Origin of the sequence: Epibacterium sp. MM17-32 (genome assembly GCF_022348205.1) — a bacterium.
Lineage (GTDB): Bacteria > Pseudomonadota > Alphaproteobacteria > Rhodobacterales > Rhodobacteraceae > Epibacterium.
Genome location: NZ_JAKRFC010000002.1, coordinates 199,516 through 225,214 on the forward strand (window position 1 = coordinate 199,516; position 25,699 = coordinate 225,214).

The 25,699-nt window shown below is 64.0% G+C and carries 27 protein-coding genes; 11 read left to right on the forward strand and 16 right to left on the reverse strand.

Going from position 1 to position 25,699, the window contains the following annotated elements:
* Positions 1–308: 308 nt before the first annotated feature.
* Genes MHM88_RS03890 through MHM88_RS03920 form a run of 7 tightly spaced genes read left to right on the forward strand, consistent with a single transcriptional unit; the run spans position 309 to position 6,855 of the window.
* Positions 309–1,532, forward strand: a complete 1,224-nt coding sequence (locus MHM88_RS03890; RefSeq protein WP_239318888.1) for a glycosyltransferase family protein — start codon at positions 309–311, stop codon at positions 1,530–1,532.
* Positions 1,529–2,776, forward strand: coding sequence for a glycosyltransferase family 4 protein (locus MHM88_RS03895; protein ID WP_370687453.1), 1,248 nt, complete (start codon positions 1,529–1,531; stop codon positions 2,774–2,776). Before MHM88_RS03890 ends, MHM88_RS03895 begins: the two co-directional genes overlap by 4 nt.
* Positions 2,773–3,879, forward strand: coding sequence for a glycosyltransferase family 4 protein (locus MHM88_RS03900; RefSeq protein WP_239360208.1), 1,107 nt, complete (start codon positions 2,773–2,775; stop codon positions 3,877–3,879). The genes MHM88_RS03895 and MHM88_RS03900 overlap by 4 nt, the downstream gene beginning before the upstream one ends.
* Positions 3,876–4,460 carry a histidine phosphatase family protein gene (locus MHM88_RS03905; protein ID WP_239360210.1) on the forward strand — a complete coding sequence of 195 codons (585 nt, stop codon included), beginning with the start codon at positions 3,876–3,878 and terminating at the stop codon, positions 4,458–4,460. Before MHM88_RS03900 ends, MHM88_RS03905 begins: the two co-directional genes overlap by 4 nt.
* Positions 4,457–5,596 carry a glycosyltransferase family protein gene (locus tag MHM88_RS03910; protein WP_239360212.1) on the forward strand — a complete coding sequence of 380 codons (1,140 nt, stop codon included), beginning with the start codon at positions 4,457–4,459 and terminating at the stop codon, positions 5,594–5,596. Before MHM88_RS03905 ends, MHM88_RS03910 begins: the two co-directional genes overlap by 4 nt.
* Before the next feature lie 19 nt (positions 5,597–5,615).
* On the forward strand, positions 5,616–6,374 hold the full coding sequence (locus tag MHM88_RS03915; RefSeq protein ID WP_239360214.1) for a polysaccharide deacetylase family protein: 759 nt from the start codon (positions 5,616–5,618) through the stop codon (positions 6,372–6,374).
* Between the two features lies 1 nt (position 6,375).
* A complete protein-coding gene (locus MHM88_RS03920) occupies positions 6,376–6,855 on the forward strand; it encodes a class I SAM-dependent methyltransferase (RefSeq protein WP_239360216.1) in 480 nt (159 codons plus the stop codon).
* 403 nt (positions 6,856–7,258) lie between these two features.
* Here the strand turns inward: MHM88_RS03920 and MHM88_RS03925 are convergent, their stop codons facing one another.
* Positions 7,259–8,401 (reverse strand): alpha-D-ribose 1-methylphosphonate 5-triphosphate diphosphatase, encoded by a 1,143-nt coding sequence (locus tag MHM88_RS03925; protein ID WP_065330402.1) that lies wholly within the window; start codon positions 8,399–8,401, stop codon positions 7,259–7,261.
* A 52-nt stretch (positions 8,402–8,453) separates the two neighbouring features.
* Here MHM88_RS03925 and MHM88_RS03930 point away from each other — a divergent pair, with 52 nt between their 5' ends.
* Positions 8,454–9,137: a DUF1045 domain-containing protein gene (locus tag MHM88_RS03930; RefSeq protein WP_239360218.1), complete on the forward strand. Its 684-nt coding sequence runs from the start codon at positions 8,454–8,456 to the stop codon at positions 9,135–9,137.
* Here MHM88_RS03930 and phnN read toward each other — a convergent pair.
* From phnN to phnG, 8 genes are all read right to left on the reverse strand, one after another.
* Positions 9,119–9,691: a phosphonate metabolism protein/1,5-bisphosphokinase (PRPP-forming) PhnN gene (gene phnN, locus MHM88_RS03935; RefSeq protein ID WP_239360220.1), complete on the reverse strand. Its 573-nt coding sequence runs from the start codon at positions 9,689–9,691 to the stop codon at positions 9,119–9,121. The genes MHM88_RS03930 and phnN overlap by 19 nt on opposite strands.
* Positions 9,688–10,371 carry a phosphonate C-P lyase system protein PhnL gene (phnL, locus tag MHM88_RS03940; RefSeq protein WP_065323739.1) on the reverse strand — a complete coding sequence of 228 codons (684 nt, stop codon included), beginning with the start codon at positions 10,369–10,371 and terminating at the stop codon, positions 9,688–9,690. The genes phnN and phnL overlap by 4 nt, the downstream gene beginning before the upstream one ends.
* 17 nt (positions 10,372–10,388) lie before the next feature.
* Positions 10,389–11,333: a magnesium transporter CorA family protein gene (locus MHM88_RS03945; protein WP_239360222.1), complete on the reverse strand. Its 945-nt coding sequence runs from the start codon at positions 11,331–11,333 to the stop codon at positions 10,389–10,391.
* 2 nt (positions 11,334–11,335) lie between these two features.
* A complete protein-coding gene (gene phnK / locus MHM88_RS03950) occupies positions 11,336–12,106 on the reverse strand; it encodes a phosphonate C-P lyase system protein PhnK (protein ID WP_005669184.1) in 771 nt (256 codons plus the stop codon).
* Complete coding sequence (locus MHM88_RS03955) at positions 12,106–12,987, reverse strand: alpha-D-ribose 1-methylphosphonate 5-phosphate C-P-lyase PhnJ (RefSeq protein ID WP_239360224.1); 882 nt, start codon at positions 12,985–12,987, stop codon at positions 12,106–12,108. Before MHM88_RS03955 ends, phnK begins: the two co-directional genes overlap by 1 nt.
* 156 nt (positions 12,988–13,143) lie before the next feature.
* Positions 13,144–14,247: a carbon-phosphorus lyase complex subunit PhnI gene (locus MHM88_RS03960; RefSeq protein WP_239360226.1), complete on the reverse strand. Its 1,104-nt coding sequence runs from the start codon at positions 14,245–14,247 to the stop codon at positions 13,144–13,146.
* Between the two features lie 4 nt (positions 14,248–14,251).
* The gene (gene phnH / locus MHM88_RS03965; protein ID WP_239360228.1) at positions 14,252–14,827 is read right to left on the reverse strand and encodes a phosphonate C-P lyase system protein PhnH; all 576 of its coding nucleotides are present in this window, start codon (positions 14,825–14,827) and stop codon (positions 14,252–14,254) included.
* The gene (gene phnG, locus MHM88_RS03970) at positions 14,827–15,279 is read right to left on the reverse strand and encodes a phosphonate C-P lyase system protein PhnG (protein WP_239360238.1); all 453 of its coding nucleotides are present in this window, start codon (positions 15,277–15,279) and stop codon (positions 14,827–14,829) included. The genes phnH and phnG overlap by 1 nt, the downstream gene beginning before the upstream one ends.
* 122 nt (positions 15,280–15,401) lie before the next feature.
* Between phnG and phnF the strand changes: the two genes are divergently transcribed.
* On the forward strand, positions 15,402–16,124 hold the full coding sequence (phnF, locus tag MHM88_RS03975) for a phosphonate metabolism transcriptional regulator PhnF (RefSeq protein WP_239360240.1): 723 nt from the start codon (positions 15,402–15,404) through the stop codon (positions 16,122–16,124).
* 208 nt (positions 16,125–16,332) lie between these two features.
* On the opposite strand, the gene MHM88_RS03980 is transcribed toward phnF, so the two are convergent.
* From MHM88_RS03980 to phnC, 5 genes are all read right to left on the reverse strand, one after another.
* Positions 16,333–16,947, reverse strand: coding sequence for a chloramphenicol acetyltransferase (locus MHM88_RS03980; protein ID WP_239360242.1), 615 nt, complete (start codon positions 16,945–16,947; stop codon positions 16,333–16,335).
* A 157-nt stretch (positions 16,948–17,104) separates the two neighbouring features.
* Entirely contained in the window at positions 17,105–18,424 is a 1,320-nt protein-coding gene (phnE, locus tag MHM88_RS03985) for a phosphonate ABC transporter, permease protein PhnE (RefSeq protein WP_239360244.1), read from the reverse strand.
* A 3-nt stretch (positions 18,425–18,427) separates the two neighbouring features.
* The gene (phnE, locus tag MHM88_RS03990; RefSeq protein ID WP_239360246.1) at positions 18,428–19,306 is read right to left on the reverse strand and encodes a phosphonate ABC transporter, permease protein PhnE; all 879 of its coding nucleotides are present in this window, start codon (positions 19,304–19,306) and stop codon (positions 18,428–18,430) included.
* Positions 19,307–19,418: 112 nt separating this feature from the next.
* Complete coding sequence (phnD, locus tag MHM88_RS03995; protein WP_239318861.1) at positions 19,419–20,321, reverse strand: phosphonate ABC transporter substrate-binding protein; 903 nt, start codon at positions 20,319–20,321, stop codon at positions 19,419–19,421.
* Between the two features lie 68 nt (positions 20,322–20,389).
* Positions 20,390–21,208, reverse strand: a complete 819-nt coding sequence (gene phnC / locus MHM88_RS04000) for a phosphonate ABC transporter ATP-binding protein (protein WP_239360248.1) — start codon at positions 21,206–21,208, stop codon at positions 20,390–20,392.
* Positions 21,209–21,436: 228 nt separating this feature from the next.
* Here phnC and rpe point away from each other — a divergent pair, with 228 nt between their 5' ends.
* Entirely contained in the window at positions 21,437–22,120 is a 684-nt protein-coding gene (gene rpe / locus MHM88_RS04005; RefSeq protein ID WP_239360252.1) for a ribulose-phosphate 3-epimerase, read from the forward strand.
* 190 nt (positions 22,121–22,310) lie between these two features.
* Here rpe and MHM88_RS04010 read toward each other — a convergent pair whose 3' ends face one another.
* Both MHM88_RS04010 and MHM88_RS04015 read right to left on the reverse strand, forming a co-directional pair.
* Positions 22,311–23,681, reverse strand: coding sequence for an aspartate aminotransferase family protein (locus MHM88_RS04010; protein ID WP_239360254.1), 1,371 nt, complete (start codon positions 23,679–23,681; stop codon positions 22,311–22,313).
* 29 nt (positions 23,682–23,710) lie between these two features.
* Positions 23,711–24,490: an IclR family transcriptional regulator gene (locus tag MHM88_RS04015; protein ID WP_239360256.1), complete on the reverse strand. Its 780-nt coding sequence runs from the start codon at positions 24,488–24,490 to the stop codon at positions 23,711–23,713.
* Between the two features lie 205 nt (positions 24,491–24,695).
* Between MHM88_RS04015 and MHM88_RS04020 the strand changes: the two genes are divergently transcribed.
* The gene (locus MHM88_RS04020; RefSeq protein ID WP_239360258.1) at positions 24,696–25,640 is read left to right on the forward strand and encodes a tripartite tricarboxylate transporter substrate binding protein; all 945 of its coding nucleotides are present in this window, start codon (positions 24,696–24,698) and stop codon (positions 25,638–25,640) included.
* Positions 25,641–25,699: the final 59 nt, after the last annotated feature.

The window sequence follows — 25,699 nt, forward strand, 5'->3', positions numbered from 1 at the left end:
GGCTATATCACGGATGTTTAATTCCCCTGTTTTTGGCCTCGCGTGTTCGCGGAGCCATAGCAAAACCGGGCGGAAAAGATGGAACAACCGGCCACGCTCCGCCGCTGACGGGAGCGGGCTGTCACGACGTTGGGGCGGAATATGGCGGGGCGGAATATGGCCAGAACGCAAGGCGCCAGCCCGGCCGGGCGTCGCGCATCGCCCTCCGTGCGGCGCCGGTTCGATCCGATGCGCCTCCGCGCCGTCCCCTCTTCCTGCCCTGCGCCCGCGGTTTTACATCCTGACCACCCCTGCAAGCGAGCCCCCCTATGAGTGCCAGCACCACGTCCCGATTGGGCCCAGAGGCGGGGCGCGGTCCGCGCATCCTGTTCTACAGCCACGACACCTTTGGGCTTGGCCACCTGCGCCGCTCGCGGGCGCTGGCGGCGGCGATCACCTCTGCCGATCCCACCGCCTCGGCGATGATCCTGACCGGCTCGCCGGTGGCGGGGCGCTTTGCCTTTCCCAACCGGGTCGACCACATGCGCCTGCCCGGTGTCATCAAACGCGCCGACGGCTCCTATGCCAGCCGCACCATGGGCATGACCATCGAGGAAACCACCGAGCTGCGCGCCGGTCTGATCCGCTCCACCGCCGAACAGTTCGACCCGGATGTGCTGGTGGTGGACAAGGAACCCTGCGGCTTTCGCGGCGAGTTGCTGCCCACGCTCGACCTGTTGCAGCACCGGGGCAAGGCCAAGCTGGTGCTGGGCCTGCGCGACGTGCTGGACGAGCCCGAAGTGCTGAGCGCCGAATGGGATCGCAAGGGGGCGCTGGCGGCCACCGAACAGTATTATGACGAGATCTGGGTTTATGGCCTGCGCGATGTCTACGACCCCACCGCCGGGCTGGATCTGAGTGCTGCGGCACAGGCCCGCATGCATTGGACCGGCTACCTGCGCCGGGACCTCGGCGAGGTCGGAGAGCCGCCCGAACAGCCCTATGTGCTGATCACCCCCGGCGGCGGCGGCGATGGTGCCATGATGGTGGATCTGGCGATCTCTGCCTACGAGCGTGACCCCAGCCTGACGCCCCGCGCGATGCTGGTCTATGGCCCGTTCCTGTCGGGCGAAACCCGCGCCGCGTTCGAGGATCGTGTCGCCGCGCTCGACGGTCGTGTGACCGCTGTCGGCTTTGAAAGCCAGATCGAGACCCTGTTTGCCGGCGCCCAGGGGGTGATCTGCATGGGCGGCTACAACACCTTCTGCGAGGTGCTGTCCTTTGACAAACCGGCCGTGATCGTGCCCCGCACCACGCCGCGGCTGGAGCAATGGATCCGCGCCAGCCGCGCCGAGGAGCTGGGCCTTGTCACCATGCTGGACGAGACCCGCGACGGCTGGACACCGGATGCCATGATCGGCGCGATCCGCGCCCTCGACCGTCAACCCCGCCCCTCGCAGGCGATTTCCGACGGGCTGCTCGACGGGCTCGACTATGTGACCGGCCGTGTCGACCACCTTCTGCATCTTTTGCCGCGTGAGGCTGCCGAATGAACATGACCCGCCGTCCGGCGCTCGCCGTGCTGGTCAAGGGCTGGCCGCGCCTGTCCGAGACCTTCATTGCGCAGGAACTTGTCGCCCTCGAGGACGCAGGCCAGCCGTTTGAGATCTGGTCGCTGCGTCACCCCACCGACACCAAGACCCACCCGCTGCATGATCGCTTGCAGGCCCCGGTGCACTATCTGCCGGAATACCTTTATGACGACCCGGCCCGCGTCGCCAGATCGCGCGCCGTCGCGCAGGCCCTGCCCGGCTATGCCGCCGCCTATCGCATCTGGCGCGCGGATCTGCGCCGTGATCCAACCCGCAACCGGGTGCGCCGCTTTGGTCAGGCTTGCGTGCTGGCGGCGGAACTGCCGCCCGAAGTGCGCGGGCTCTATGCGCATTTCCTGCACACGCCCTCATCGGTGGCACGCTACGCCGCGATCATGCGCGGCCTGCCATGGAGCTTTTCCGCCCACGCCAAGGACATCTGGACCTCGCCCGAATGGGAGTTGCGCGAAAAGCTCTCATCACAGACCCATGGCGCGGCCTTTGGCGCGACCTGCACGGGCTTTGGCGCGAAACACCTGCAACATCTCTCGGCTGGCACACCGGTGGACCTGATCTATCACGGCCTTGACCTAACGCGGTTCCCAGCCCCGCCCGACCGGGAGGTGCGCGCGCCTGACGCCCCCTTTCACATGATGTCGGTAGGGCGTCTGGTCGAGAAAAAGGGCTTTGACCGGCTGATCGCCGCGCTGGCGCTGCTGCCTGCGGATCTGGACTGGCACTGGACCCATATTGGCGGTGGCGGGTTGGGCGATCTGTTGCAGGGCATGGCCGAGGACGCAGGGATTGCAGCGCGCATCACATGGCGCGGTGCCTGTGACCAGCCGGAGGTGATCGCCGCCATGCGCGCCGCCGACCTCTTCGTGCTGCCCTCGCGTGTGGCCGAGGACGGCGACCGCGACGGGCTGCCCAATGTGCTGATGGAGGCCGCATCGCAGGGGCTGCCGATCCTGTCGACGCCCGTGTCGGCGATCCCGGAATTCATTCAAAGCGGCACCCATGGTCTCCTCAGTGATGACGCGCCCGCAGCGCTTGCCGATGCGATGCTGCGCCTCGCGCATGCCCCCGATGAGGCCCGCCGCATGGCCGACGCCGCGCTCAACCGCCTGCGTCGTGATTTCGGCATGGACCCGGGCATCCGGCAGCTGAACACCCGCTTGAACGCCATGCTCAAGGGCGCTGCATGACCGCGCCCCGCATCGCCTATTATGCGCCGATGAAGGCCCCGACCCATCCCACGCCCTCCGGCGACCGGGCCATGGCACAAAGCCTGATGGGCCTGTTGGAAAGGGGTGGTGCGGAGGTCATTCTCGCGTCCGAGCTGCGCCTGCATGACAAACTCGGCGACCGCGACCACCAGCAGATCCTGCAACAGCGCGCTGCGAATGAGGTGGGCCGCCTGATCGAAGAGCTGCCCGAGGTCGACGCCTGGGTCACCTATCATAACTATTACAAAGCTCCCGATCTGATCGGCCCCGCCGTGGCGGCCGCCCGTGACATTCCTTATGTGCAGATCGAGAGCACCCGCGCCAGCAAACGCCTGACGGGCCCGTGGTCGGAATTTGCGCAAGCCGCACATGCGGCAGCGGATCAGGCGGCGGTGATCTTCTACCTCACCGAACAGGACCGCGAGACACTGGAGCGCGATCGCGCAGGCAACCAGCAACTGGTGCACTTGCGCCCCTTCCTGCCGCAGGATGACCTCCCCGCGCCCAGCACGGGTGATGGCCCAATGCTCGCCGCAGGCATGATGCGGCGGGGTGACAAGCTGGCCTCCTATGCGCTCATCGCCGAGACGCTGCGCCATCTGGAGAGCGCAGAGCGCGCGGTCGACTGGCAGCTCTTGATTGCGGGCGACGGCCCCGCGCGCGCCGAGGTGGAGGCGCTTTTTGCACGCTTTGGAACGCGCGTGCGCTTCCTCGGGCAGCTCGATGCCGCAGCCATGGCAGAGGCCTATCGTGCGGCACAGCTGTTCCTGTGGCCCGGCGTCAATGAGGCCTTCGGCATGGTTTACCTGGAGGCGCAATCCCACGGGCTGCCGGTGGTGGCGCAAGACCGCCCCGGCCTGCGCGATGTGCTGCTGCCCGCAATGCCTGATGCCTATCCTGCACCCGACGCCGGAGCCTCCGCGCTGGCCGGTCGCGTTCTGCGCCTTCTCGACAGTGCGTCTGAACGCGACGACCTCGGGCGGCGGGCGCGCGAACATATCGCCACCCACCACCTGCGACCCGCCGCTGCGGACACCCTTTGGGCGGCACTGGGGCCACTGATCAAGGAACGGCGCGCATGATCCGCCTTGCCCTGCTGCGTCACGGCCATACCGCGTGGAACCGCGCGGGCCGCATTCAGGGGCGCAGCGACATCCCGCTTGACGAGACCGCACGCGCAGACCTCGCCGCGCAGTCTCTCCCCGCGGGCTGGAAAGACGCGGATCTCTGGTCCAGCCCCCTGACACGCGCCTCTGAAACCGCCGCGCTTGTGGCCGGACGCGCCCCCCAGACCACAGCTGCGCTCATCGAGATGAACTGGGGCGCATGGGAAGGCCAGCACGGGGTGGACCTGCGTGCAGATCCCGCATCCGGCTTTCGCGACATCGAACACTGGGGCTGGGACTATCGCCCCCCCGGCGGTGAAAGCCCGCGTGAGGTCTGGAACCGCATCAATCCGTGGATCAAGAGCCTCGCGCGCGACACCGTCGCGGTCTGCCATATCGGGATCATGCGTATGATCCTTGCCCGCGCCTATGGCTGGGATTTCGACGGCCCTGCTCCGTTTCAGGTCAAACGCAATCGGCTCTTTGTGGTGGAGATCTCGCGCGACAAGCTCACGCCCTGGCCTGATCCCATTCGACTTGAGCGACGCCCATCATGAAGGTTTTGATCGCCGTCACCCACCTTCTGGGCACCGGGCATCTGTCACGCGCCCTGACACTGGGGCGCGCATTTGCGACCGAAAATCATCAGGTTACGGTAGTTTCTGGCGGGTTTCCGGCACCGCAACTCTCTGCGCAGGGTCTGCAGTTTGAACAACTACCGCCCCTACGCTCTGATGGCGTGGAGTTCTCGCGCCTGCTTGGCGTGGATGGCACGGTTGCGGATGAGGCATATCACGCGCGCAGGCGGCAACAGATGCAGGCGCTGATGCAGGATCAGCAGCCGGATGTGCTGATCACCGAGCTCTACCCGTTTGGCCGTCGTTCCCTCCGGGGTGAGTTTCGCGCCCTCTTGGAGGCGGCACATGCTCTGCCTCGTCGTCCGCTGGTGCTGTCATCGATCCGTGACATCCTCGCACCGCCCTCCAAGCCCAAAAAGGCCGAGGACGCCGATGCAATGATTGCGGCCTACTATGACGGTGTGCTCGTTCACTCGGACCCCAAGGCCACGACGCTGGACGTCAGCTGGCCGGTCTCAGAGATGCTGGCGTCACGGCTGCAGTATACAGGCTATGTCGCACCACCTGCTGCAGCACCGCATCCTGAGGGCCTCGGCAAAGGGGAAATCCTCGTCAGTGCCGGCGGTGGCAGCGTCGGGGATGCGCTTTACGCTTGCGCGATTGAGGCCGCCAAACTGATGCCCGATTACCGCTGGCGCGTTTTGGTTGGCGGCGCGGATGCAAGGGCGCGTATCACTGATCTTGAGGATGCAGGCTCGCCCGCGATCCTGGAACCTGCCCGCCCGGAGTTTCGCGCCATGCTGCCCCATGCGGCGGCCTCCGTCAGCATGTGTGGCTACAACACCGCGCTTGATCTGCTGCAATCCGGCACACCCGCCGTTATGGTGCCGTTTGATGCGGGCAAAGAGGTGGAACAATCCTTGCGAGCCCAGAGCCTTTCACCCCTCGCAGGCATTGAGGTGGAGGGGGCAGCAACCCTCACCCCAGACCGTCTGTGCGCCGCACTCTCCCGTGCCATGCACGATACGCAACGCGGCATTGACGGCTTTGAATTTGACGGAGCGCAGCGGAGCGTGGAGATTGCCGCAACGCTGCTGAGGCGGCAGCGCGCTTGAGCGCAACGGGGGGACGGACATGACACAAGGCTGGGACGCGCTGGACGCGGAGTTGGCGCATTGGGCCACGGAGGGCCTGCGGCTACCGCTCTGGTGGCGGGATGATGATGCGATCGCACCCACGGAGGCGCTGGCCCAGCTGGAGACACTGGCGACGCGGCTCAATCTGCCGGTGCATCTGGCGGTGATCCCCAATGCCGCGCAGGAAGAACTGGCACAGGCGGTTGCACAATCGAGCCACCTGATCCCTGTGGTGCATGGCTGGGCGCATAAAAACCACGCCAGCGCAGATAAGAAGAAATGCGAATTTCCCAGCACACGCCCGGTGGATGAGGCGCTCAACGCGGCGGAGCAGGGGATGGATCGCCTGAAACATCTGTTTGGCCCGGCGTTGCAGCCGATGTTTGTGCCCCCCTGGAACCGGATTTCTCCAGCCATGCTGCCCTGGCTCGCGGGTCTGGGCTTTGCTGCGATCTCCACCTATGGGCCACGCAAGCGCGTTCAGGCCGCGCCGGGTCTGGTGCAGATCAACACCCATATCGATCCCATCGACTGGAAACATGGACGGGGTCTGGTGCCCGAGGAGCACCTCCTGACACGGTTGGTCGACACGCTCACTGCGCGCCGCACCGGTCAGCAGGATAACGCAGAGCCACTTGGCCTGCTGACGCATCACCTTGTGCACAGTGCTGAGGTATGGGAGTTCTGCGAAACACTGCTGCGCCGACTGCTGGATGGCCCGGCACACCCTTGGCGTTTCAATGAAAGGATTGGCTGAGATGAGCCGACTGGACAGCATGCTGCGCCGCCTCACTGCGCAACGCGATGGGCTGAACTGGGCCGCGCAACAGATTTCGGGCGTTGAGGGGGATGTGCTTGATCTGGGATTGGGCAACGGACGCACCTATGACCATCTGCGCGAGGTCATGCCGAAACGGCGCGTCTGGGTCATTGATCGCGTCCTGCAATGCCACCCCTCTTGCGTGCCCCCGGAAGAAAACTTCCTGCAAGGCGAGGCAGAGCCGATGCTGGCGCGACTTGCAGACGGCGGGCATCGGCTGGCCCTTGCCCATTACGATCTGGGGTTTGGCGTCAAGGAACAGGACGTTGCCGAAGCCGCAAAACTCTCGCCCGCTATTTTGCAGGTCATGGCAGTGGGAGGGCTGATCATCTCAGGCCAGCCACTGGTGGGGTTTGAGGAAATCGACGGCCCTGAAGGCATCCCCGAAGGCCGTTACATGTTCTACCGCGCCGGGTAAGCCGCGATCTCTTACCCCAGCGGAGAGCCTCGCGGCTATCAGGTTTTGCGCTTTGCTTTGCAAATCGCGGTGGGGCGGTGGCCGCGCCTGCGGCGCGGCCACCGCCCGGCCCAACGCTTTTGGGGAAGGCTTTGCCTCACTCATAAAGGGGCGGGAGGTCCCCCTCCCTGCAAAACAGAGAATAGATCAGCACTCCTGTCATATTGTTTCGCATGCGAAACAACAGGTCACAGAGACTGATACTTTATGTGGGCGTTGCGCATGCAGCGTACGCTGACATCTAGGAATGCGCTGGCTTGCACCAGATGCCAGCGGACTCACGGGTTCTTTAACCTACTAAAATATAAACATAACGCGCGCCCACGTAAGGCGCGCGTGTTATCGCTTCCCAATGCCTTCCCCGTCAGGCGACACGCGCACCGCGCGCATAGACGGCCCGTGGCATCGGAACCCCTTCGCCAACACGGAACCGGATCAGGTCTGCGCGTTTGCCAACCTCCAGCACCCCGCGATCCGTCAAGCCAACCGCAGCAGCAGGCGCCGCTGTCACCGTCGCCATACCCCGCGCCAGATCACCCCAGATGTCACCGAGTTTGACTGCCGCCTGCAAGAGTGCCGCCGGGATGTAATCTGACGAGACGATGTCCAGCAGTTCCAGATCCGCAAGCTCGCGCGCCGCGACATTGCCGGAATGCGACCCGCCGCGCATGAGGTTCGGCGCGCCCATCATCACCTTAATGCCATGGTCGTGACAGGCCCGAGCCGCCTCGACCGTGGTGGGGAACTCGGCCAGTCGGATGCCGTGACCTGCGGAGGTAGCAACCTGCTCGGCGGTGGTGTCATCATGGCTTGCCAGCACCGCCCCAAACCGCGCGGCCTCAGACACCGTGGCCGCTTCGTGCATATCGCCATATTGCGCGCGCAGGTCTTTCAGCTCGGCCACATGATTGATGAACTCCTCATCGGACATGCCGCGTTTGGATTTCACATATTGTTCGAGCTTGGAGATATCGCGGAACTGGCGCTGACCCGGCGTGTGGTCCATCAGGCTGACCAGCCCGACACGGTCCTCGGCGGTGAATTCCGACAGCTCCTCGGCCAGCGTTTCCGAACAGACCTCGGCGCGCAGGTGCAGGAAGTGGCTGATCTTCAGCATGTCCTTGGCGCGCAACTCCAACATCTCGGTGGCAAGCTGGCGGGCATATTTCAGGTAGCGCCCCTTGCCGCGCGGGATCGAGCCCACGCGCATCGCATCAAACACCGTGGTGATCCCGGTGGAGGCCAGTTCCGCGTCATGGGCCACCAGCGCTGCCGCGTGGGGCCAGTCGACGCCGGGGCGGGGTTCGATGTGGCGTTCCAGATTGTCCGTGTGCAACTCCACCAGACCGGGGCTGAGGAAATCGCCCTCAAGATCCACCGCACCGGCAGGGACAGCAGTACCCTCGGAGATGTCGGCAATCACGCCTTGGCTGATTTTCAAGCTGCCTGTGCGGGTTTCACCTGCAAGGATCAGCGTGGCATTGGCAAGGATCAACTCTTGTGTCATCTGAAGTTCACATCTTTCGGGATAGGGAAGGCCCACGTCTTAGGAGGCCAATGTGACATTTACGCGATATGCGATTTATTATGCGCCCCCCGCCGAGGCGGCGTGGAGCAAATGGGCAACCGGCTGGCTGGGTTGGGATATGGAGGCGGGCTGTGCAACCGCGCTCCCCGACGCCGGGGCGTTGGATGTGGCGGCGATCACGGCAACGCCGCGCAAATACGGGCTGCATGCGACCATGAAGCCACCAATGCGGCTGGCAACAAGCACCGATGAGGACGCCCTGCGCGCGGCTTGCGCGGCACTGGCCGCCACCCGCGCGCCCGTCCGTCTGGAGGGTTTGCAGGTGGAACGTCTGGGCCGGTTTCTGGCGCTGCGCCCGCTTGGGGATGTGGGCGCGTTGAATGCGCTGGCAGCGGCTTGCGTCACCGAGCTTGACGCCTTTCGCGCGCCCGCACCCGATGCGGAGATCGAGAAACGCCGGGCGGCGGGTCTGAGCGCTGAGCAGGACACAAACCTCATCCAGTGGGGCTATCCCTATGTGCTGGATCAGTTCCGCTTTCACATCACCCTCACAGGCAAGCTGCCCAAGGGCGATCTGCCTGCGGTCGAGGACTACCTCGTGACCGAACTGGCACCGCTGTTGCCACAGCCCTTTGAGATCAACGATCTGGCGCTGATGGGCGAGGCCGAGGATGGGCGTTTTCACCTGATCCAACGCTACCCCCTCTTGGCCTGAATGATCGACTGAGCCTGGACGATAGCGGCGCAAAGATCGCCGCTGTTGTCCACCTCATAGACCTGTTTCAGCCCCTCGGGCAGCGCGAGGCTGGCGCGTGCCAGGCGTCGTTTGACCTCATCGGCATCCTCGCGCCCGCGGCCTGCCAGCCGCTCTGCCAGAACCTCTGGCCGGGCGGTGACGGAGATCACGCGGAAGTCGTCAAACACTTCCTGCGCCTGCAAAAGCACCGCGCGTGACAGGTTCACCAGCACACCGGACGCGCCGATGCGCAGTTTCTCGATGTCGCGCGGCACGCCGTAGCGCAGCCCATGGGCATTCCAATGGAGCGCAAAGACATCCGCCTCGACCAAGGCCGCGAACTCGTCTTCGCTGACGGGTTGATAGTCCTCCCCCCCGGCCTCTGGCGCGCGGGTGATGACGCGGCGCATGCTGCGCAGGCGCGGATCGGCCACGGCGAGACCGCTCATCAGACTGTCCTTGCCGACGCCCGAGGGGCCGACAACGGCAATCACCGGCCCTTTTGCGGGGTTATTGTCGGCAAGCGCGCTCATGCGGCGGCCTTGGGCGCAAAGGCCGAGACATCGATGAAACGGTCGCAGACCTGTTCGCGGGCGGATTCGTCGTGGAAGATACCGATGATGGCCGCGCCGCGATCCTTGGCGGTCTCAATGAGGTTCAGCACGGTTGCACGGTTCTGCGCATCAAGGCTGGCGGTCGGCTCGTCGAGCAGCATCGCCGGGTAGTCATAGGCAAAGCCGCGCGCGATATTGACCCGCTGCTGTTCGCCGCCGGAGAAGGTTGTGGGGCTCAGGGTCCAGAGACGCTCAGGGATGTTGAGCTGCGCCAGAAGCGACGCCGCGCGGTCGCGCGCCTTTTCCACCGGGGTGCCAACGGACAAGAGCGGCTCTGCCACCACATCCAGCGTCGAGACCCGTGGCACCACCCGCAGGAACTGGCTGACATAGCCCAGTGTCTTGCGGCGCAGTTCCAGAATTTCGCGCGGCTCGGCATTGGCGACATCCAGCCCCCCAATCATGATATGGCCGGAGGCGGCAAGGTAATTGCCGTAAATCAGCCGCATCAGGGTCGATTTTCCGGCGCCCGAGGCACCGATCAGCCCGACACATTCGCCGGGGTTCACCGAAAGGGTGGCCCCTTCCATCACCGGGATCAAGGCGCTGCCCTGATTGTGCAGTGTGAAGGTCTTGGAGACATTTTGAATGTCGATCATAGGAGAGTAAGACGCGGTCATAGCCAGCCTTTCCATCGGAAGAAGAGAAGCGTGCCGAGCGCAGAGAACCCCATCAATCCGGTGGCGATCAGCCAGCCGAAATCAGAGTGCAGCCCCGGCAGAAATTCGAAGTTCATGCCATAGACAGATGCCACCAGCGTCGGCGGCAGAAAGATCACGGCCACCACGGAGACGATGCGCCCCGTGATGCCCTGTTCAAGCGTGACCATGCCGAGGATCACGTCGGTGAGATGCGCGATCCGCCCGGAGAGGAAATCCGCGTGCACCAACAGCGCCTGAATGTCGCGGCCCGTGGCCTTGGTGTAGCCGCGCAGATCCTTGGCATCATGAGTGACGCCAAAGGTCGACAGCGCCCGTTCCAGCGTCAGCAGGCACTGGCGGTACTTTGCCAGCATCTCGCCCGCGCGGCCCACATCGCGCAGCATCACTTCAAGCGCATCACCCCAGACGCCCTTATCGTCAAAGAGCTTAGCCGCGCGTTCGTCCAACTCGCGCCCGACCCCCTCAAGAAGGTCGGCCATCCGCGCGACAATCTCTTCCATCAGGGTGAGGAAGAGATGCGGCACCGTTTTGCAGCCTGCATTGCTGCCCTCCGCATGGGCGGGCAGTGTCTCAAACGGGCGCGGCGCGTGGTAGCGCACTGTGACCAGACGATCCGGCCCCAAGAGACAGGCCACCGGGCCAAAGGTGCGGTTTTTCTCCGGGTCCAGCCCCGGCAGGGACACGGTCAGCACATCCACTTTGCCCGCCCGATAGAACCTGTTGGAGACCTCGATCTCCTCCATATCCGCAAGGGTCGGAACGCTGAAACCCAGCGCCTCCACCCGTGCCACCTGTTCCGGCTGGGGCCGGTAGAGATCGACCCAGTGGGCCGACTCCAGCGGGGCATCATCTGCCAGCCGGGTCAGGGTTGCGTTATCCATCGAGTAGGCAAAGAGCATGTTCACACCTGCAGCACTGAAGAGACCAGAAGCTGAGTATAGGCATGTTGCGGATCATCAAGCACCTGATCCGTGAGGCCGGTTTCCACGACGTGGCCCGACTTCATGACCATCAAGCGATCCGCCAGCAGGCGCACCACCGCGAGGTCATGGGTGACGATAATCGCCGAAAGGCCCATTTCGCGCACCAAGCCACGCAGCAGATCCAAAAGCCGCGCCTGTACCGACACATCAAGACCGCCGGTGGGTTCGTCCATGAACACCAGACGCGGGCCGGTCACCAGATTGCGGGCAATCTGCAAGCGTTGCTGCATACCACCAGAAAACGCCGTGGGGCGATCATCCACCCGGCTCTCGTCGATTTCTACCCGGTCGAGCCAGTCGACGGCACGGTCGCGGATATTGCCATAATGGCGGTCGCCGACGGCCATCAGACGCTCGCCAATGTTGCCACCGGCAGAGACGGACATGCGCAAGCCGTCGCGGGCGTGCTGGTGCACAAAGGCCCAGTCCGTGCGGCCAAGCATGCGGCGCTCGGGTTCCGACATGGTGAGCGTATCAACGGGGCCACGGTCACGAGTGTCAAAGATCACCTCGCCGCCGTCGGTGTCCAGATGACCCGCAAGGCAGTTCAGCAAGGTGGACTTGCCGGAACCGGACTCGCCCACGATGCCCATGACTTCGCCCGGATAAAGGTCAAAGGAGACATCCGTACAGCCGATGCGATGGCCGTACATCTTTTTGATATTGTTGACTTTCAGAAGGGGATGCATCACGCGGCCTCCGGTCCGGTGGTGAGAGGAGCGTCCTGGCCCAGACGGCCCACATGGCCCGCCTCACGCCGAGAGCGGCAATAGTCGGTGTCGGAGCAGACGAACATCCGCCCGCCCTGATCATCGAGGATCACCTCGTCGAGATAGCTGTCCTCTGCGGCGCAGAGATCGCAGGGGTGGTCGGCCTTGGTGGCCTCGAACGGGTAGTCCTCGAAATCGAGAGAGACCACTTCGGTGTAGGGCGGAACCGCGTAGATACGCTGCTCCCGCCCTGCACCAAAGAGCTGGATCGCGGCCATTTCCATCTTGGGGTTGTCAAACTTCGGAATGGGAGACGGATCCATCACGTAGCGCCCCTCCACCTTCACCGGATAGGCGTAAGCGGTGGCAATGGCGCCATGTTGGCTGATGTCTTCATAGAGTTTCACATGCATGAGGCCGTATTCCTCAAGCGCGTGCATCTTGCGGGTCTCGGTCTCGCGTGGCTCCAAAAAGCGCAGGGGTTCCGGGATCGGCACCTGATAGACGATGATCTGATCCTCGCGCAGATCGGCCTCCGGGATGCGGTGGCGGGTCTGGATGATCGAGGCTTTTTCGGTTTCCTCAGTAGTGGCGACACCTGCGGTGCGTTCAAAGAACTTACGGATAGAGACCGCGTTGGTGGTGTCATCGGCACCCTGGTCGATGACCTTGAAGGTGTCGTCGGGCGTCAGTGCTGCGGCAGAGACCTGCACGCCGCCGGTGCCCCAGCCATAGGGCATGGGCATTTCGCGGCTGGCAAAGGGCACCTGATAGCCGGGAATGGCCAGCCCCTTGAGGATCGCGCGACGGATCATCCGCTTGGTCTGCTCGTCGAGGTAGGCAAAGTTGTAGTCAGACATATCGAGTCCTTTCGGTCGCTCGAAGGGATCGGGAATGGGTGAACACGGGTGCGGCTCTCACGCCCGGGGCGCTTGCGGCCCGGGCTGCGCCTGCCTGCCCCCCGGCAGGCGCATACGCGCCCGCCCAGGCAGTCCCTGCCCTCATGATGGAATGCTTCATTCCGCCGCCTCCCGCGTTTGCTCCGCTGCGGCACGCGCGGCCTCCGCCTCGCGGCGCAGCTTGCGCACCAGCTCCAGTTCGGACTGGAAATCCACGTAATGCGGCAGTTTGATATGTTCGAGAAAACCGGTCGCCTGGATATTGTCGCAGTGGCTGAGGACAAATTCCTCATCCTGCGCCGCGGCCCCCAGGTTATCCTCGCCCAGCTCCTTCCAGCGCAAAGCCCGATCCACCAGCGCCATGGAGATCGCCTTGCGCTCTGTCTGACCAAACACCAGACCATAGCCCCGGGTAAACTGCGGCGGCTCGGTCTTGGAACCTTTGAACTGGTTCACAGTTTCGCATTCCGTCAGCTCCACCTCGCCGATTTCAATGGCAAAGCCCAGCTCGGGGATGTCCATTTCCACCGCCACGGTGCCGATGCGCAGCTCGCCCACAAAGGCGTGGTTGCGCGCATAGCCGCGCTGGGTGGAGTAGGCCATGCCCAGCACAAAGCCCTCATCTCCCCGCGTCAGCGTCTGCAACCGGGTGGCACGATCCGCCGGGAAGGACATCGGCTCTCGGGTGATGTCCTTGGGGGTGGCATCCGACGCTTCCTCGGTCTGGATGATATCCTCGCCACGCAGGAAGGATGTCACATGCGGGGTTGGCTCGCGACGCGGCTCCGCAGCAGGGGCCTCGGGCACCTCGCCTTCGGCGGCGAGTTTAAAATCCAGCAAACGGTGCGTGTAGTCAAAGGTCGGCCCCAGCACCTGCCCGCCCGGCACATCCTTGAAGGTCGCGGAAATCCGGCGGTCGCAGGCCATATTCGCGGTCTCCACCGGGCGCGAGTTGCCAAAGCGCGGCAGCGTGGTGCGGTAGGCGCGGATCAGAAAGATCGCCTCGATCAGATCGCCCCGCGACTGTTTGATCGCCAGCGCGGCCAGATCGGGATCATAGAGCGAGCCTTCGGCCATCACCCGGTTCACCGCCAGTTTCAGCTGCGCGCGGATCTGCGCCAGCGTCATCTCCGCGATGCTTTGATCGCCCCGACGTTCTTCGGCAAGCCACGCATGCGCGTTGTCGATGGCGCGCTCACCGCCTTTTACGGCTACATACATCTGCTTAGCCCTCCGCTTGGATCTGGGTCGAGCGCGGCAGCGCCGACACTTCCGACCCGCAGGTGAAGAACAGATCCACCCCAAGCGGGTAGAGCATGGCGTTGCGCTGCATCAGCGCCACATCGGGCAGGTTCATCCGCACGGTGTCCTTGATGCCGGGGCCGGTGAGCGTGGCATTGGGGGCGGCAAACTCCGCCAGTTCCACCACCAGCGTGGCGGAGCGGTCCGGGTACTCCGAGGTGCCGATGCGGTATTGATCGATGGGCATCAGCGCCTCCCAGCTGCCAACGGCAAAATCAGCCTCCGCTGCGGGCACAATCGGCGCGCCGGTGTGGAAGGTGATCCAGCCGCGCAAGGCAGTGCTGTCCACGTCCGACGCGAGATAGATCCCGGTTTCAGGATCGCAAAGCGTCAGGATCAGGCTCGCTGCTGCGATGCTGAGACCCTCAGGCGCCACACCACCCGTGATTTCGCGGATCTCGCCCGGGCGTGCCATCACGTCCATCGCAGCACGAAAGCCATGGGCCGAGGCCACCGCCGGGTCGGCAAAGCCGCCTGTGTAGATATTGGTCTGCGTCATCAGTCCTCTCCTCGCACCATGGTGAAGAAATCGACCTTGGTGGCGGCCGCTTTGGCGGCGCGGGCATCGCGGGCCGCATCACGCTCGGCGCGCAGGGGGGTCAGAATCTTGTCCTCGACCTCTGCTGCGGCCTCTGTCTGCATCATCGCGTCGAGCTTTGCGGCCAGTTCTGCTTGCCGTTTGCTGCGGCCCTGCACGTACCCATGCCCCACCGCGCCGGACGCCAGTTTCAATGTGCAGCGGGTGACGGTCATCTCACCGAGGTTGAAGGGCGCGCCGGTGCCCCCTGCCCGGCCCCGCACCATCACGCCGCCGGTTTCCGGCGCGCGCAGGGTGTCGTGTTCGGGGCTGTTGTCCAGCTTGTCGAAGAGCGCGGCAAGCCGGGCCTCGGGCGCGGTGGACAGCAGGCTCATCCAAGCCTTGCGTGCCTCCGGCGTGATTTCTTGTGTCATGTCTGGTGTCGCCTCTTGGCAGATTTGTCTACATGTACTATACAACTAGACAAATACTACATGAGTCGGCTCCAGGGGCGCAAGCCGCTCTCTCGTGAAGGTTTCGTGACAGAGGATTGAACATGGCCAAATCCGCCACCCGCACACCGGTCTGGAAGTCGATCGCGATCACTTTGATCGATGACATCGCGCAGGGCCGTTACGAGACGGGAACAAAACTGCCAGCCGAGGCGCAGCTCGCCGAACGCTTTGGTGTCAACCGCCACACGGTGCGGCGCGCATTGGCAGATATGGCGGAACAGGGGCTGGTGCATGCACGCCGTGGTGCGGGCGTGTTTGTCGCGGCAAAGCCCACCGATTATCCGGTGGGCAAGCGCATCCGCTTTCACCAGAACATTCGTCGCGCAGGACGCGTGCCGAGCAAGAAAGTCCTGCGTCTTGAGCTACTTGCAGCAGATGCCCGCGAGGCGGATGCGCTGGATCTGGACCCCGGTGATCCGGTGGTGGTCTATGAGGGGCTGTCTTATGCGGACGATCACCCCGTGGCCCTGGCGCGCACGGTGTTTCCGGCAGAACGGCTGCCCGGCATCCTCGACGCGCTGGAGGCCCATGAGTCGATTACGGCTGCGCTGAACGCCTGCGGGGTGGAGGACTATACCCGCCGGGAAACCCGGATCACCGCAAAGCTCGCCACCGCGACGCAGGCGCTGCACCTGCGCACATCGGAAGGCGCGCCCATCCTGCGCACCACCGGCATCTCGGATGATGCGGGCGGCACACCGATCGAATTTGGCCGCACCTGGTTTGCAGGCGACCGGGTGACCCTCACCGTCGGTGACGATTGAATAAACAAGGGGGCACTCCCGCCCGTCGCTGGATCGCGGGTGCGATCCGCTCCCGTTGGGGGTGGCGCCGCCGGTGTACCGGCGGCGCGCCGCGCGTCCCCAAAGGGGACGCGCGGCCGGGCCCAACTCCGCCAAGGGGTTTTGGCCTTTTGAGGCCAAGGCACCTGCGGAGGCGGGAGTGCCCCCATTGTAGCGCACCCCTTTTATTTCATTCGTATTTCTCCAGGAACTCTTCCGCCTTTAGGCTGCGAAAATCCGCAAGCCTCTCTCGCAATACCGCGTGATCCCAATCCCACCAGGCAAGTGCCATCATCCGGTCCGCCACTTGCTCCGGATACCGCCGACGGATCAGCTTGGCGGTGTTTCCCCCCACGATGGTGTAAGGCGCCACATCCTTCGTCACCACAGCCCCGGAGGCCACCACCGCCCCATGGCCAATCGTGACCTCTGGCTTGATCAGCGCCCCATGGCCGATCCATGTGTCATGCCCGATCACGGCGCGGCGACTCTTGCGGTGCTGAAACCAATCCGCGTCATCCTCGGCATCTTCCCAATAACTCGCGGAGCGATAGAGGAAGTGATGCAATGAGGCCTTCTCCATCGGGTGATCCGTCGCCCCGACCCGCACGGAACTGGCGATATTGGCGAATTTCCCGATCTCGGCATTGGCGATGTCGCACATCCGGTCGCAATAGCTGTAGTCACCAAAATGACTGTTGGCGACCCGGGTGTCGACCCCGATCTCAACCCAAGCCCCAAAGGTGCTGTTGGTCAGGCTGCACCCGGCGTGCACAAGCGGTTCGGAGGCGGAAAGTTTGGGCATCTGGGCACCTGTCGAGATTCAATATACAACTAGACTTATACTATCATCGCGACCGTCATGAGGCCATCCGAAACACCACGAACCGGATGCAAAAAGACCCCTCTCATGTCAACGAAAGGGGTCTTTTGAAAGAGGCGTTGGTATCGGCGGTAAGCCTTTAGTGGCCGCCCTCGTCCCCGCTGATCAGACGCTTGCGCAGCCAGCCGGAGAACCAGTCCATGAACATCACCATGACGATGATCAGCACGATATAATAGGAGACCTCTTCCCAGTCCTTCTGGGTGATGATCGCCTGCGTCAGCAACAGGCCAATCCCGCCGCCGGTGATGGCCCCGATGATGGTGGCCGACCGCGTATTGGACTCGAGGAAGTACAACAGCTGCGACAGCAGAACCGGCGTGATCTGCGGGATCACCCCGAAACGGTAGCGCTGGATCGGCTTCGCCCCGGTGGAGGACACCCCTTCGATCTGCTTCTCATCGACGTTTTCCAGCGCCTCGGAGAAGATCTTGCCAAAGGTGCCGGTGTCCGTGATCAGGATCGCCAGCGCGCCCGTGAGCGGGCCGGGCCCAAAGGCGCGGGCCAGAACCACGGTCCAGATGAGCGAGTCCACCCCGCGGACAAAGTCAAAGAACCGCCGCGCCGCAAAGCGGATCGCAAGGATCGGCATGAAGTTACGCGTCCCGAGGAAGGCCAGCGGCAGCGCCACCAGACCCGCACCAAAGGTGCCGAGGAAGGCCATCAAAATGGTCTCGCCAATGGCCCAGGCCACATCGCCGTGGCGCCACATCTTGTTGTTCCAGAAGTCATTCCAGATCGCCCCGGCCTCGCCAGACACCGCACGGCCGGCCAGTTCAATCACACCAACACCGTGATAGGGGCTGTCGAGGGTAAAGAAGAACAGCTCCCAGCCGACAAAGTAGCGGAACACTTCGGCGCGGTTGCGGGTCACGGTCAGGCGGCCTGCATCGGTGGTGATCGCCAGACGGTTCTTCGACAGGTTGATCCATTCGGGCACGTCGCCTTCGGGCAGGACGGCCTGCACGCCCTGGCTGCGCGATGGCGTGGCAGAGACCAGACCATAGCCCGGAATATCATACTCGATGGTCTCGGGCCCAAAGCGCACCACATGTCCGCCCGTCAGATCCACGATCGTGGTCTCGCCGGGGGTGACCCAGTCGGGGCTCATGCCCTCGGGGTATTCGCCCTTGCGCTCCCCCTCGACCGCATAGGTCACATCGCCCGTGCGATTGTCGCGGGTCACATGGGTCTTGTAGCTATAGGTGTCAGACACCAGCGTGCGGGCATTGTCCATCGACGCACGCTCCCACAGGCCCGGCACGTCAAAGGCAAAGAACACATAGGTGAGATAGGCCAGGATCACGGCGGGAATGCCGAAGTTCATCAGCCGTTTCTTGAAAAACAGCTTGTCCATCTGCCCTTTGAGGGGCGCGGTGTTGAGGTCCATGGTGCTCATGTCTCAGGCCCCTTTCCGGTTGCCGTGGGTCAGACGGTCGCGCAGCGCGCCAGAGATCTGGTCCACCACAACAATGGTCACAAACAGCAGAATGAAGATCGCCGCCGCCTCGTCGTATTTGCCCTGCCCCCAGGACATGGAGTTCTTGAGCTCGTAGCCGATGCCGCCTGCGCCGACAAAACCGAGGATCGCAGAGGCGCGAATGTTGATCTCAAAGCGCAACAGCGCATAGGACACATAGTTCGGCCCCACCTGCGGGATCACCCCAAGCCACATGCGTTGCGCCCAGGAGGCACCGGTGGAATTCAGACCCTCGACGGGTTTGAGCGAGGCGTTTTCGTTGACCTCGGAAAACAGCTTGCCCAGGGCGCCCGCGGTATGGATCGCAATGGCGATCATCGCCGGCACCGGGCCGCCGCCCAAAAGGAAGATCAGCACCAGGGCGATCACGATTTCCGGGATCGCGCGGCAGATGTCCATGATGCGGCGGAACAGCGGGATCAATGCGGGCCACGGGGCCATGCCGCGGGTCGACAAGAGCGACAGGAGCGTGCCGAAGATGGCGCCGATCAGGGTCGCCGCGCCGGCGATGTTCACGGTCTCGATCAGGGCCGGGAAGAAATGGACCACATGGGCGGGCAGCTCAACCGCCTTCTCCGCCGCTTCCGACAGCACCTCGGCCGGGTAGTCGAAGATGCGCTGGTAGCCATCGGCAAAGGAGCCTGCATTGCGGTCGTCGGCGGTGCGGAACCCCGCCACCATCAGCGCGATGAACAGGGCCAGAAGGATGCCGCCATAGATACGCTTGCGACGGGTGAGATCGGCGTATTGCGCCTTGATCTCAGCCACCGATCCGGGGGCCTGAGCGGTCAGATCATCCATTGAATTCTTCCTGAGTCATTGGGGGTGGCACGGGGTGGCACACGCGGGCCCGGGCCACGAATGCGGGGTCCGGGCACCGGCCCGAACCCCGCGAAGACATAAAAGCGCGCGCTTAGTTGGACTTCAGCTTGCGGGCTTCGATGATGACTTCGTAAGCGTCGTGGGAAATCGGCTGGAAGCCTTTGGAGTCGCCCGCCGCCACGGAGTAGTAGCAGTCGTAGTCCATCGCCGGCATGGAGGCCATCAGCGCGGTCATCTTGACCTTGACGTCCTCGGGCAGGGCTTTGCGCAGCACAACCGGGCCTTCGGGGATCGGCTTGGACTGCCAGATCTGGACCAGATCGTTCATGTCGATCAGGCCAGCGTCAACCGCCTTGCGCAGGGCGCCGGAGTTGTAGCCGTCTTCCCAGTTGCCCAGACCGTCGGCCCAGGTCACGCCGGCGTCGATGTCGCCGTTTGCAACCGCAACGATGGTCTGCTCGTGACCGCCGGTGAATTTCACTTCGCCGAAGTAGTCGCCGGACTGCATGGTGGAGCCGGTGGCCTGCGGGATCTCGATGGAGGGGATCAGGTAGCCGGAGGTGGAGTTCGGGTCACCAAAGCCAAAGACCTTGCCCTTGACGTCTTCCAGTGCCTCGATGCCGCTGTCCTTGCGGGCAAAACCAACCGAGTAGTAGCCGTAGCCGCCATCGACGTTGACCTTGACCAGAACCGGCTCAACCGCTTCGGGGTCGGAGAGATAGGTCTTGGCGTAGCCGGAGGCGCCCAGCCAAGCCATGTCGATGGTGCCGCCCAGCAGACCCTGGATCACGCCGTTGTAGTCGGCAGGGGCGAACAGCTTGGTTTCAACACCCAGCAGCTCTTCGGTCTTGGCGCGCAGGCACTCGTTGGAGTTCAGACGGTCCTGGGCGTTTTCGCCGCCGAGGATGCCGATGCGGAATTCAGAGATCTCGTCTGCCAGGACCGGGGAGGTCAGGGCGGTGGTGGCCAGTGCGGCAAGGATCAGTTTTTTCATCGTGGAACACTCCGGTTGTTGGTTGGCCCGGGACCACACCGGCCCCGGGATGATGAAAGGGGGCAGGATCAGACGTAGGCCTCTGCCGTGCGCACGGCCTCGGTCTGGTCCAGTGTTTCGATCGCGGTGGAGGTGGCGGCTTCGGAGAAATCCGCGCCAGCGCCATAGATTTCGCGGGCAACGCCGGTGGTCAGCTGCTCGGGCAGGCCGTCAAAGACGATGCGCCCATCGCGCATGCCGACAACCCGGTCGCAGTAGCGGCGCGCGGTATCCAGCGTGTGCAGGTTGGCGATGACCGTGCGGCCGTCTTCCTCGTGGATGCGGCGCAGGGCCTCCATCACGGTCTGGGCGTTCATCGGGTCGAGCGAGGCAATCGGCTCATCGGCGAGGATGATCTTGGGGTCCTGCATCAGGGCGCGGGCAATCGCCACACGCTGCTGCTGCCCGCCCGAGAGCGCCTCGGCACGTTTGGGCGCATGTTCGGCAATACCCAGACGATCCAGAATCTCGATCGCCTTGTGGATGTCCGCCATCGGATAGAGGTTGAACATGGTCGCCAGCGTCGAGCGCCGGTTCAGCGTGCCGTGCAGGACGTTGGAGACCACATCCATACGTGGCACCAGGTTGAACTGCTGAAAGATCATCGCGCATTCGGACTGCCATGCGCGTTTGTCCGTGCCCTTCAGGGTGGTGATCTCGCGGCCCTCAAAGCTGATCGAGCCCGCGGAGGCGTCGCCCAGACGGTTGATCATCCGCAGCAGGGTGGATTTGCCTGCGCCAGAGCGTCCGATGATGCCCAGCATGCAGGGTTTGTCGATTTCGAGCGTGGCGGCCTCGACAGCCGTCTTGTCGCCGAATCTCTTGGTCAGTTTGTCGATGCGCAGCACGTGGCGGCCCCCTTTGGTTCCGCGACTGCCTACGCATAATCACCAAATCATTTGTGTCAGGAGGGTAAAAGTTTTGTAAACCCCGCGGATTTACGGGGGTGCCCCTTCCCTGCCCACCTCCGCCCCCGTCGATAGCGCGGGCGGGAAACAGGGCCTGTGCACATCCTGTGTTTCGGTCTATACGGGCGGCGATCACACTCACACCGTTTCTCACAAGGGACCCCGCCGATGTCGTTTGACCGCTCCATCAAGATCGCCCCGTCCATCCTATCGGCGGATTTCGCCAACTTCGGGCAGGAAATTCAGGCCATCGAGGCCCAGGGCGCGGACTGGGTGCATGTGGATGTGATGGACGGTCACTTCGTGCCCAACCTCACCTTTGGTCCGGCGGCGGTCAAAGCCTTTCGCCCGCACGTCAAGACGGTGATGGACGTGCATCTGATGATCGCGCCGGTCGATCCCTATATCGACGCCTATGCGGATGCCGGGGCGGATGTGCTGACCGCGCATGTGGAGGCCGGCCCGCATATTCACCGCACCCTGCAAGCCATCCGTGGCGCGGGCATGAAGGCCGGTGTCGCGCTGAACCCCGGCACCCCGGCAGAGGCCGTTGCGCATTTGCTGGACCTCACCGACCTGATCTGCGTGATGACCGTGAACCCGGGCTTTGGCGGCCAGAAGTTCATCGACATGACGGGCAAGATCCGTGCCCTGCGGGAAATGATCGGAGACCGTCCGGTGCATATCGAAATCGACGGCGGTGTTGACCCGACCACCGCGCCGCTGGTGGCCGAGGCCGGGGCTGATGTTCTGGTGGCGGGTTCTGCCGTGTTCCGCGGCGGCTCCGTCGAGGCGCCGCAGGTGTACGGTGACAATATCCGCAAGATCCGCGCCGCAGCGACCCGCGACTGATCCGGCTGGACCGCTCGATGAGATAGCGACGGGGAGGCTCCCGCCCGTCGCCGGATCTGCACGGCAGATCCGCTCCCGTTGGGCCGGGCGCCGGACCTGACGGCCCGGCGCATCAGCGCCCCTCGCAGCGGAGAGCGATCCACCGCAGACCTGTTACGGGGCTGCCTGCCAGTCAGCCTGTCAGCAGGTCCTAGCCGCTCACTGCCGCAAAGCCCGCGTCCAGCGCCGACAGGATCTGCGCGGCATCCGCCTCGGTCAGGACCAGCGGCGGCGACAGGATGATGTTGGGCCCGCTGACCCGCACCATGGCGCCGTTCTGATAGGCGACTTCCTGAACGGTGTTGATGGTCTTCTTGTCGATGGCCGCCTTGGTCGCGCGGTCGCTGACCAGTTCCAGCGCGCTCATCAAGCCGTGGCCCCCACGCACATCGCCGATCAGGCTGTAGCGTTCTTGCAGGTCCTGGAGCCCCGCGTAGATCTGCGCACCGCGCGCCGCCGCATTTGTGGGCACATCGAGGCGCTTGGTCTCGGCCAGACAGGCCAGCGCCGCCGCCGCGCCCACCGGGTGGCCTGAATAGGTGTAACCATGGCCGATCGCGGCCTTGCCACTCTCATCCTTTTCGAACACCTCGACCAACCGCTCAGAAATCATCAGCGCACCGAAGGGGAAATAGCCATTGGTGATCGCCTTGGCGGTACACATCATGTCCGGCTGCACGCCCCAGTGCCGCGACCCGCTCCACGAGCCGCAGCGGCCAAAGGCGGTGATGACCTCATCCGCGATCAGCAGGATACCATGCTTGCGGCAGATCTCGGCCACCCCGGGCATGAAGCTCTCATGCGGCGGGATCACACCACCTGCGCCCAGGATCGGCTCCATGATGAAGGCCGCGATGGTGCCAGCCCCCTGAAAGGCGATCTCGTCCTCCAGCGCGGCCAGACAGAGCTGCGCCAGCCGCTCCGGGTCCGTTTCATTGAACGGATTGCGATAGGTATAGGGGGCCGGGATGTGGTGGCAGCCCGCCAAAAGTGGCTCATAGGCAGTGCGGAAATTGGCGTTACCGTTCACTGAGGCACCGCCAAAATGGGTGCCGTGGTAGCCCTTCTTCAGGCTCAGATACTTCACCCGTGACGGCTCGCCACGTACCTTGTGATACTGCCGCGCCAGCCGCAGGGCGGTTTCCACCGAATCCGAGCCACCCGAGGTGAAGAACGCGCGGCTGAGGCCGTCGGGGGCGAAAAAGTCTCGCAGCTCTTCGGCCAGCTGGATCACCTGATCGTTGGTGGTGCCGCGAAAGATCGAGTAATAGGGCAGCACGTCCAGCTGCGCGGCGATGGCGTCCTTTACGGGCTGGCAGGAAAACCCGAGGTTCACGTTCCACAGACCGCCCACGGCGTCGACCACCTCATGCCCGTCCACATCCTTGATGCGCACGCCGGAGGCCCCGGTCACGATGGTGGGCGGGTTGGCGAGGCTGTCGCCGGGATGCGCCATCGGATGCCAAAGGCTCCGGGCGTTGTGTTCCTTCAGGAAGTTGGCGTCGGGCTGATGTGCGGTCATGGTCGGTCTCCTTGTCGCGGCGCGGCGGGTCAGGCCGCGATGTCGGTGGGGAACTCGGGCGGACAGGCGCCGCCGATGCGTTCGGTGAGGGCAAGCCCCGCAGCGCGCAAGGCGCGCGGGATCGCAATCCGTTGGTTGTCAGTCATCCGCGAGGTGGGCGCGGCCACGGCCAGCGCCCCCATCACCGCGCGGTCGGGGCCGAAGATCGGCACCGCGTGGGAATGCACCTCCGCCTCGAACCCGCCGACGGATTGCGCCATGCCTGTCGCCTGCACCTCGGCTATCAGCGCCCGGATCGCGCCCGGATCGGTCTCGGTCTGGGCCGTGCGGGCGGCCAGCGGCGCACTGAGCACACGTTCGACAAAGCCCGGCTCGGCAAAGCCCAGCACCGCAAGCCCCGAGGCGGTGCCGTGAAAGGTCAGCACCTCGGCGTCTTCCATCATCACCTTGGTGGCATGCTGCGGCGCATAGGCGTGGCTGAGCGAGGCCAGCTGATCGCCCTGCAACAGCGACAGGTGGGTGGTTTCGCCGGTTTCCTCGGACAACTCCCGCAGCACCTGGCGCGAGGCCGACAGAATCGGCACGCTGGCTTCGCGCAGCGCCGCAAGCCGCAAAACCTGCGGTCCCAGACGGTAGGAGCGCGCGCCATCCACCTGCTCGACGAATCCCACCTCCTGCAATTCGCTCATCAGGCGATAGACGGTGGCCTTGTTCATCCCCGACAGCCGGGTGAGGTCGCTCAAGCCGATCTCCAGCCGCCCATGATTGAAATGGGTGAGCAAACTCAAGGCTTTGGTGGTTGTTCCCATGGGTGTCACAGGTCCCTGTCTGCCGGAAAACACAGCGCTGGCGACCCCGAGAGATCCGCGCCTTTTCATTTTTGTTGACAGATCTGCCCTATGGCTGTCAATCTAAATTCAAACCAGTGGTTCACATATCAAACCACCATCCGAGCGGCGAGCAACGCCGCCACCTCACCAACGGCAACTCGAATGGCGAACAGGGAGACAGCCAATGACCGTGACATCTGTACTCAAGGGATGTGTGGCCGCAGCCGGCCTGGCACTGACAGCGGGGGCCGCGTTTGCGGACTACCCGGAAAAGCCCGTGAACTTCATCGTGCCCTGGCCCCCGGGCGACCTTGAGGACGTGCTGACCCGCATGATCGCCGAGGATTTCCAGGAGGAATACGGCGTTGCGGCCGCGGTGGTGAACAAGCCCGGCGGCGGTGGCGGGCCCTTCCCCGGGGCGATCGAGGTCGCCAATGCGCCTGCCGATGGCTACACCGTGGGCTCCTTCGTGATCGGCGTGCCGGTGATGGGCCACCAGATCGACATCCCGCCGCTGACACCCGCGAAGTTCGACCCGCTGGGGATCTTCCTCACCTATCCCTTTGTCATCGCGACATCGGGCGATGCGCCCTATTCCTCGATGGAGGAGCTGGCGGCGCATGCGCAGGACAATGACGTGGTGCTGGGCCACTTCGGTGATGTACTGACGCCGACCCAGGTGACCAAGGCCTATGCCAAATCTGCCGGGTTCGAGTGGGGCGCGGATGCCGCCTTTGATGCGCTGGATTGCAACACGCTGGCCTCGGGCGATGCGGATGTGATCAACACCACGCTGCAACTGATCCTGCCCTGCCTGGACGATTTCAAAGTGCTGGTCTCCATCACCGACCAACGGATCCCGCTGGTGCCGGATGCACCTGCCATTGGTGAACTGAACCCGGATCTGGATATCGCGCTGTGGAACGGGCTGTTCGTGACCAAGGACACGCCGCAGGACGTGCGCGACAAGATCATCGCCGTCGCCAAGGAAACGGTGATGAGCGACCGCGCGCAGGCTGTTGCGGCCGAAACCGGCGCACTGGTCTACTGGCAGACCGCCGATGAAAGCGCGGCGCGTGTTGCCAATGACATCGAGACCATGGCGCGGATCAGCGAAACACTGGAGTAACCTCCCCGAGCCTTCCGCCGGTGTCATCCATGTGACCCGGCGGATTTTTTCCAGCGCTG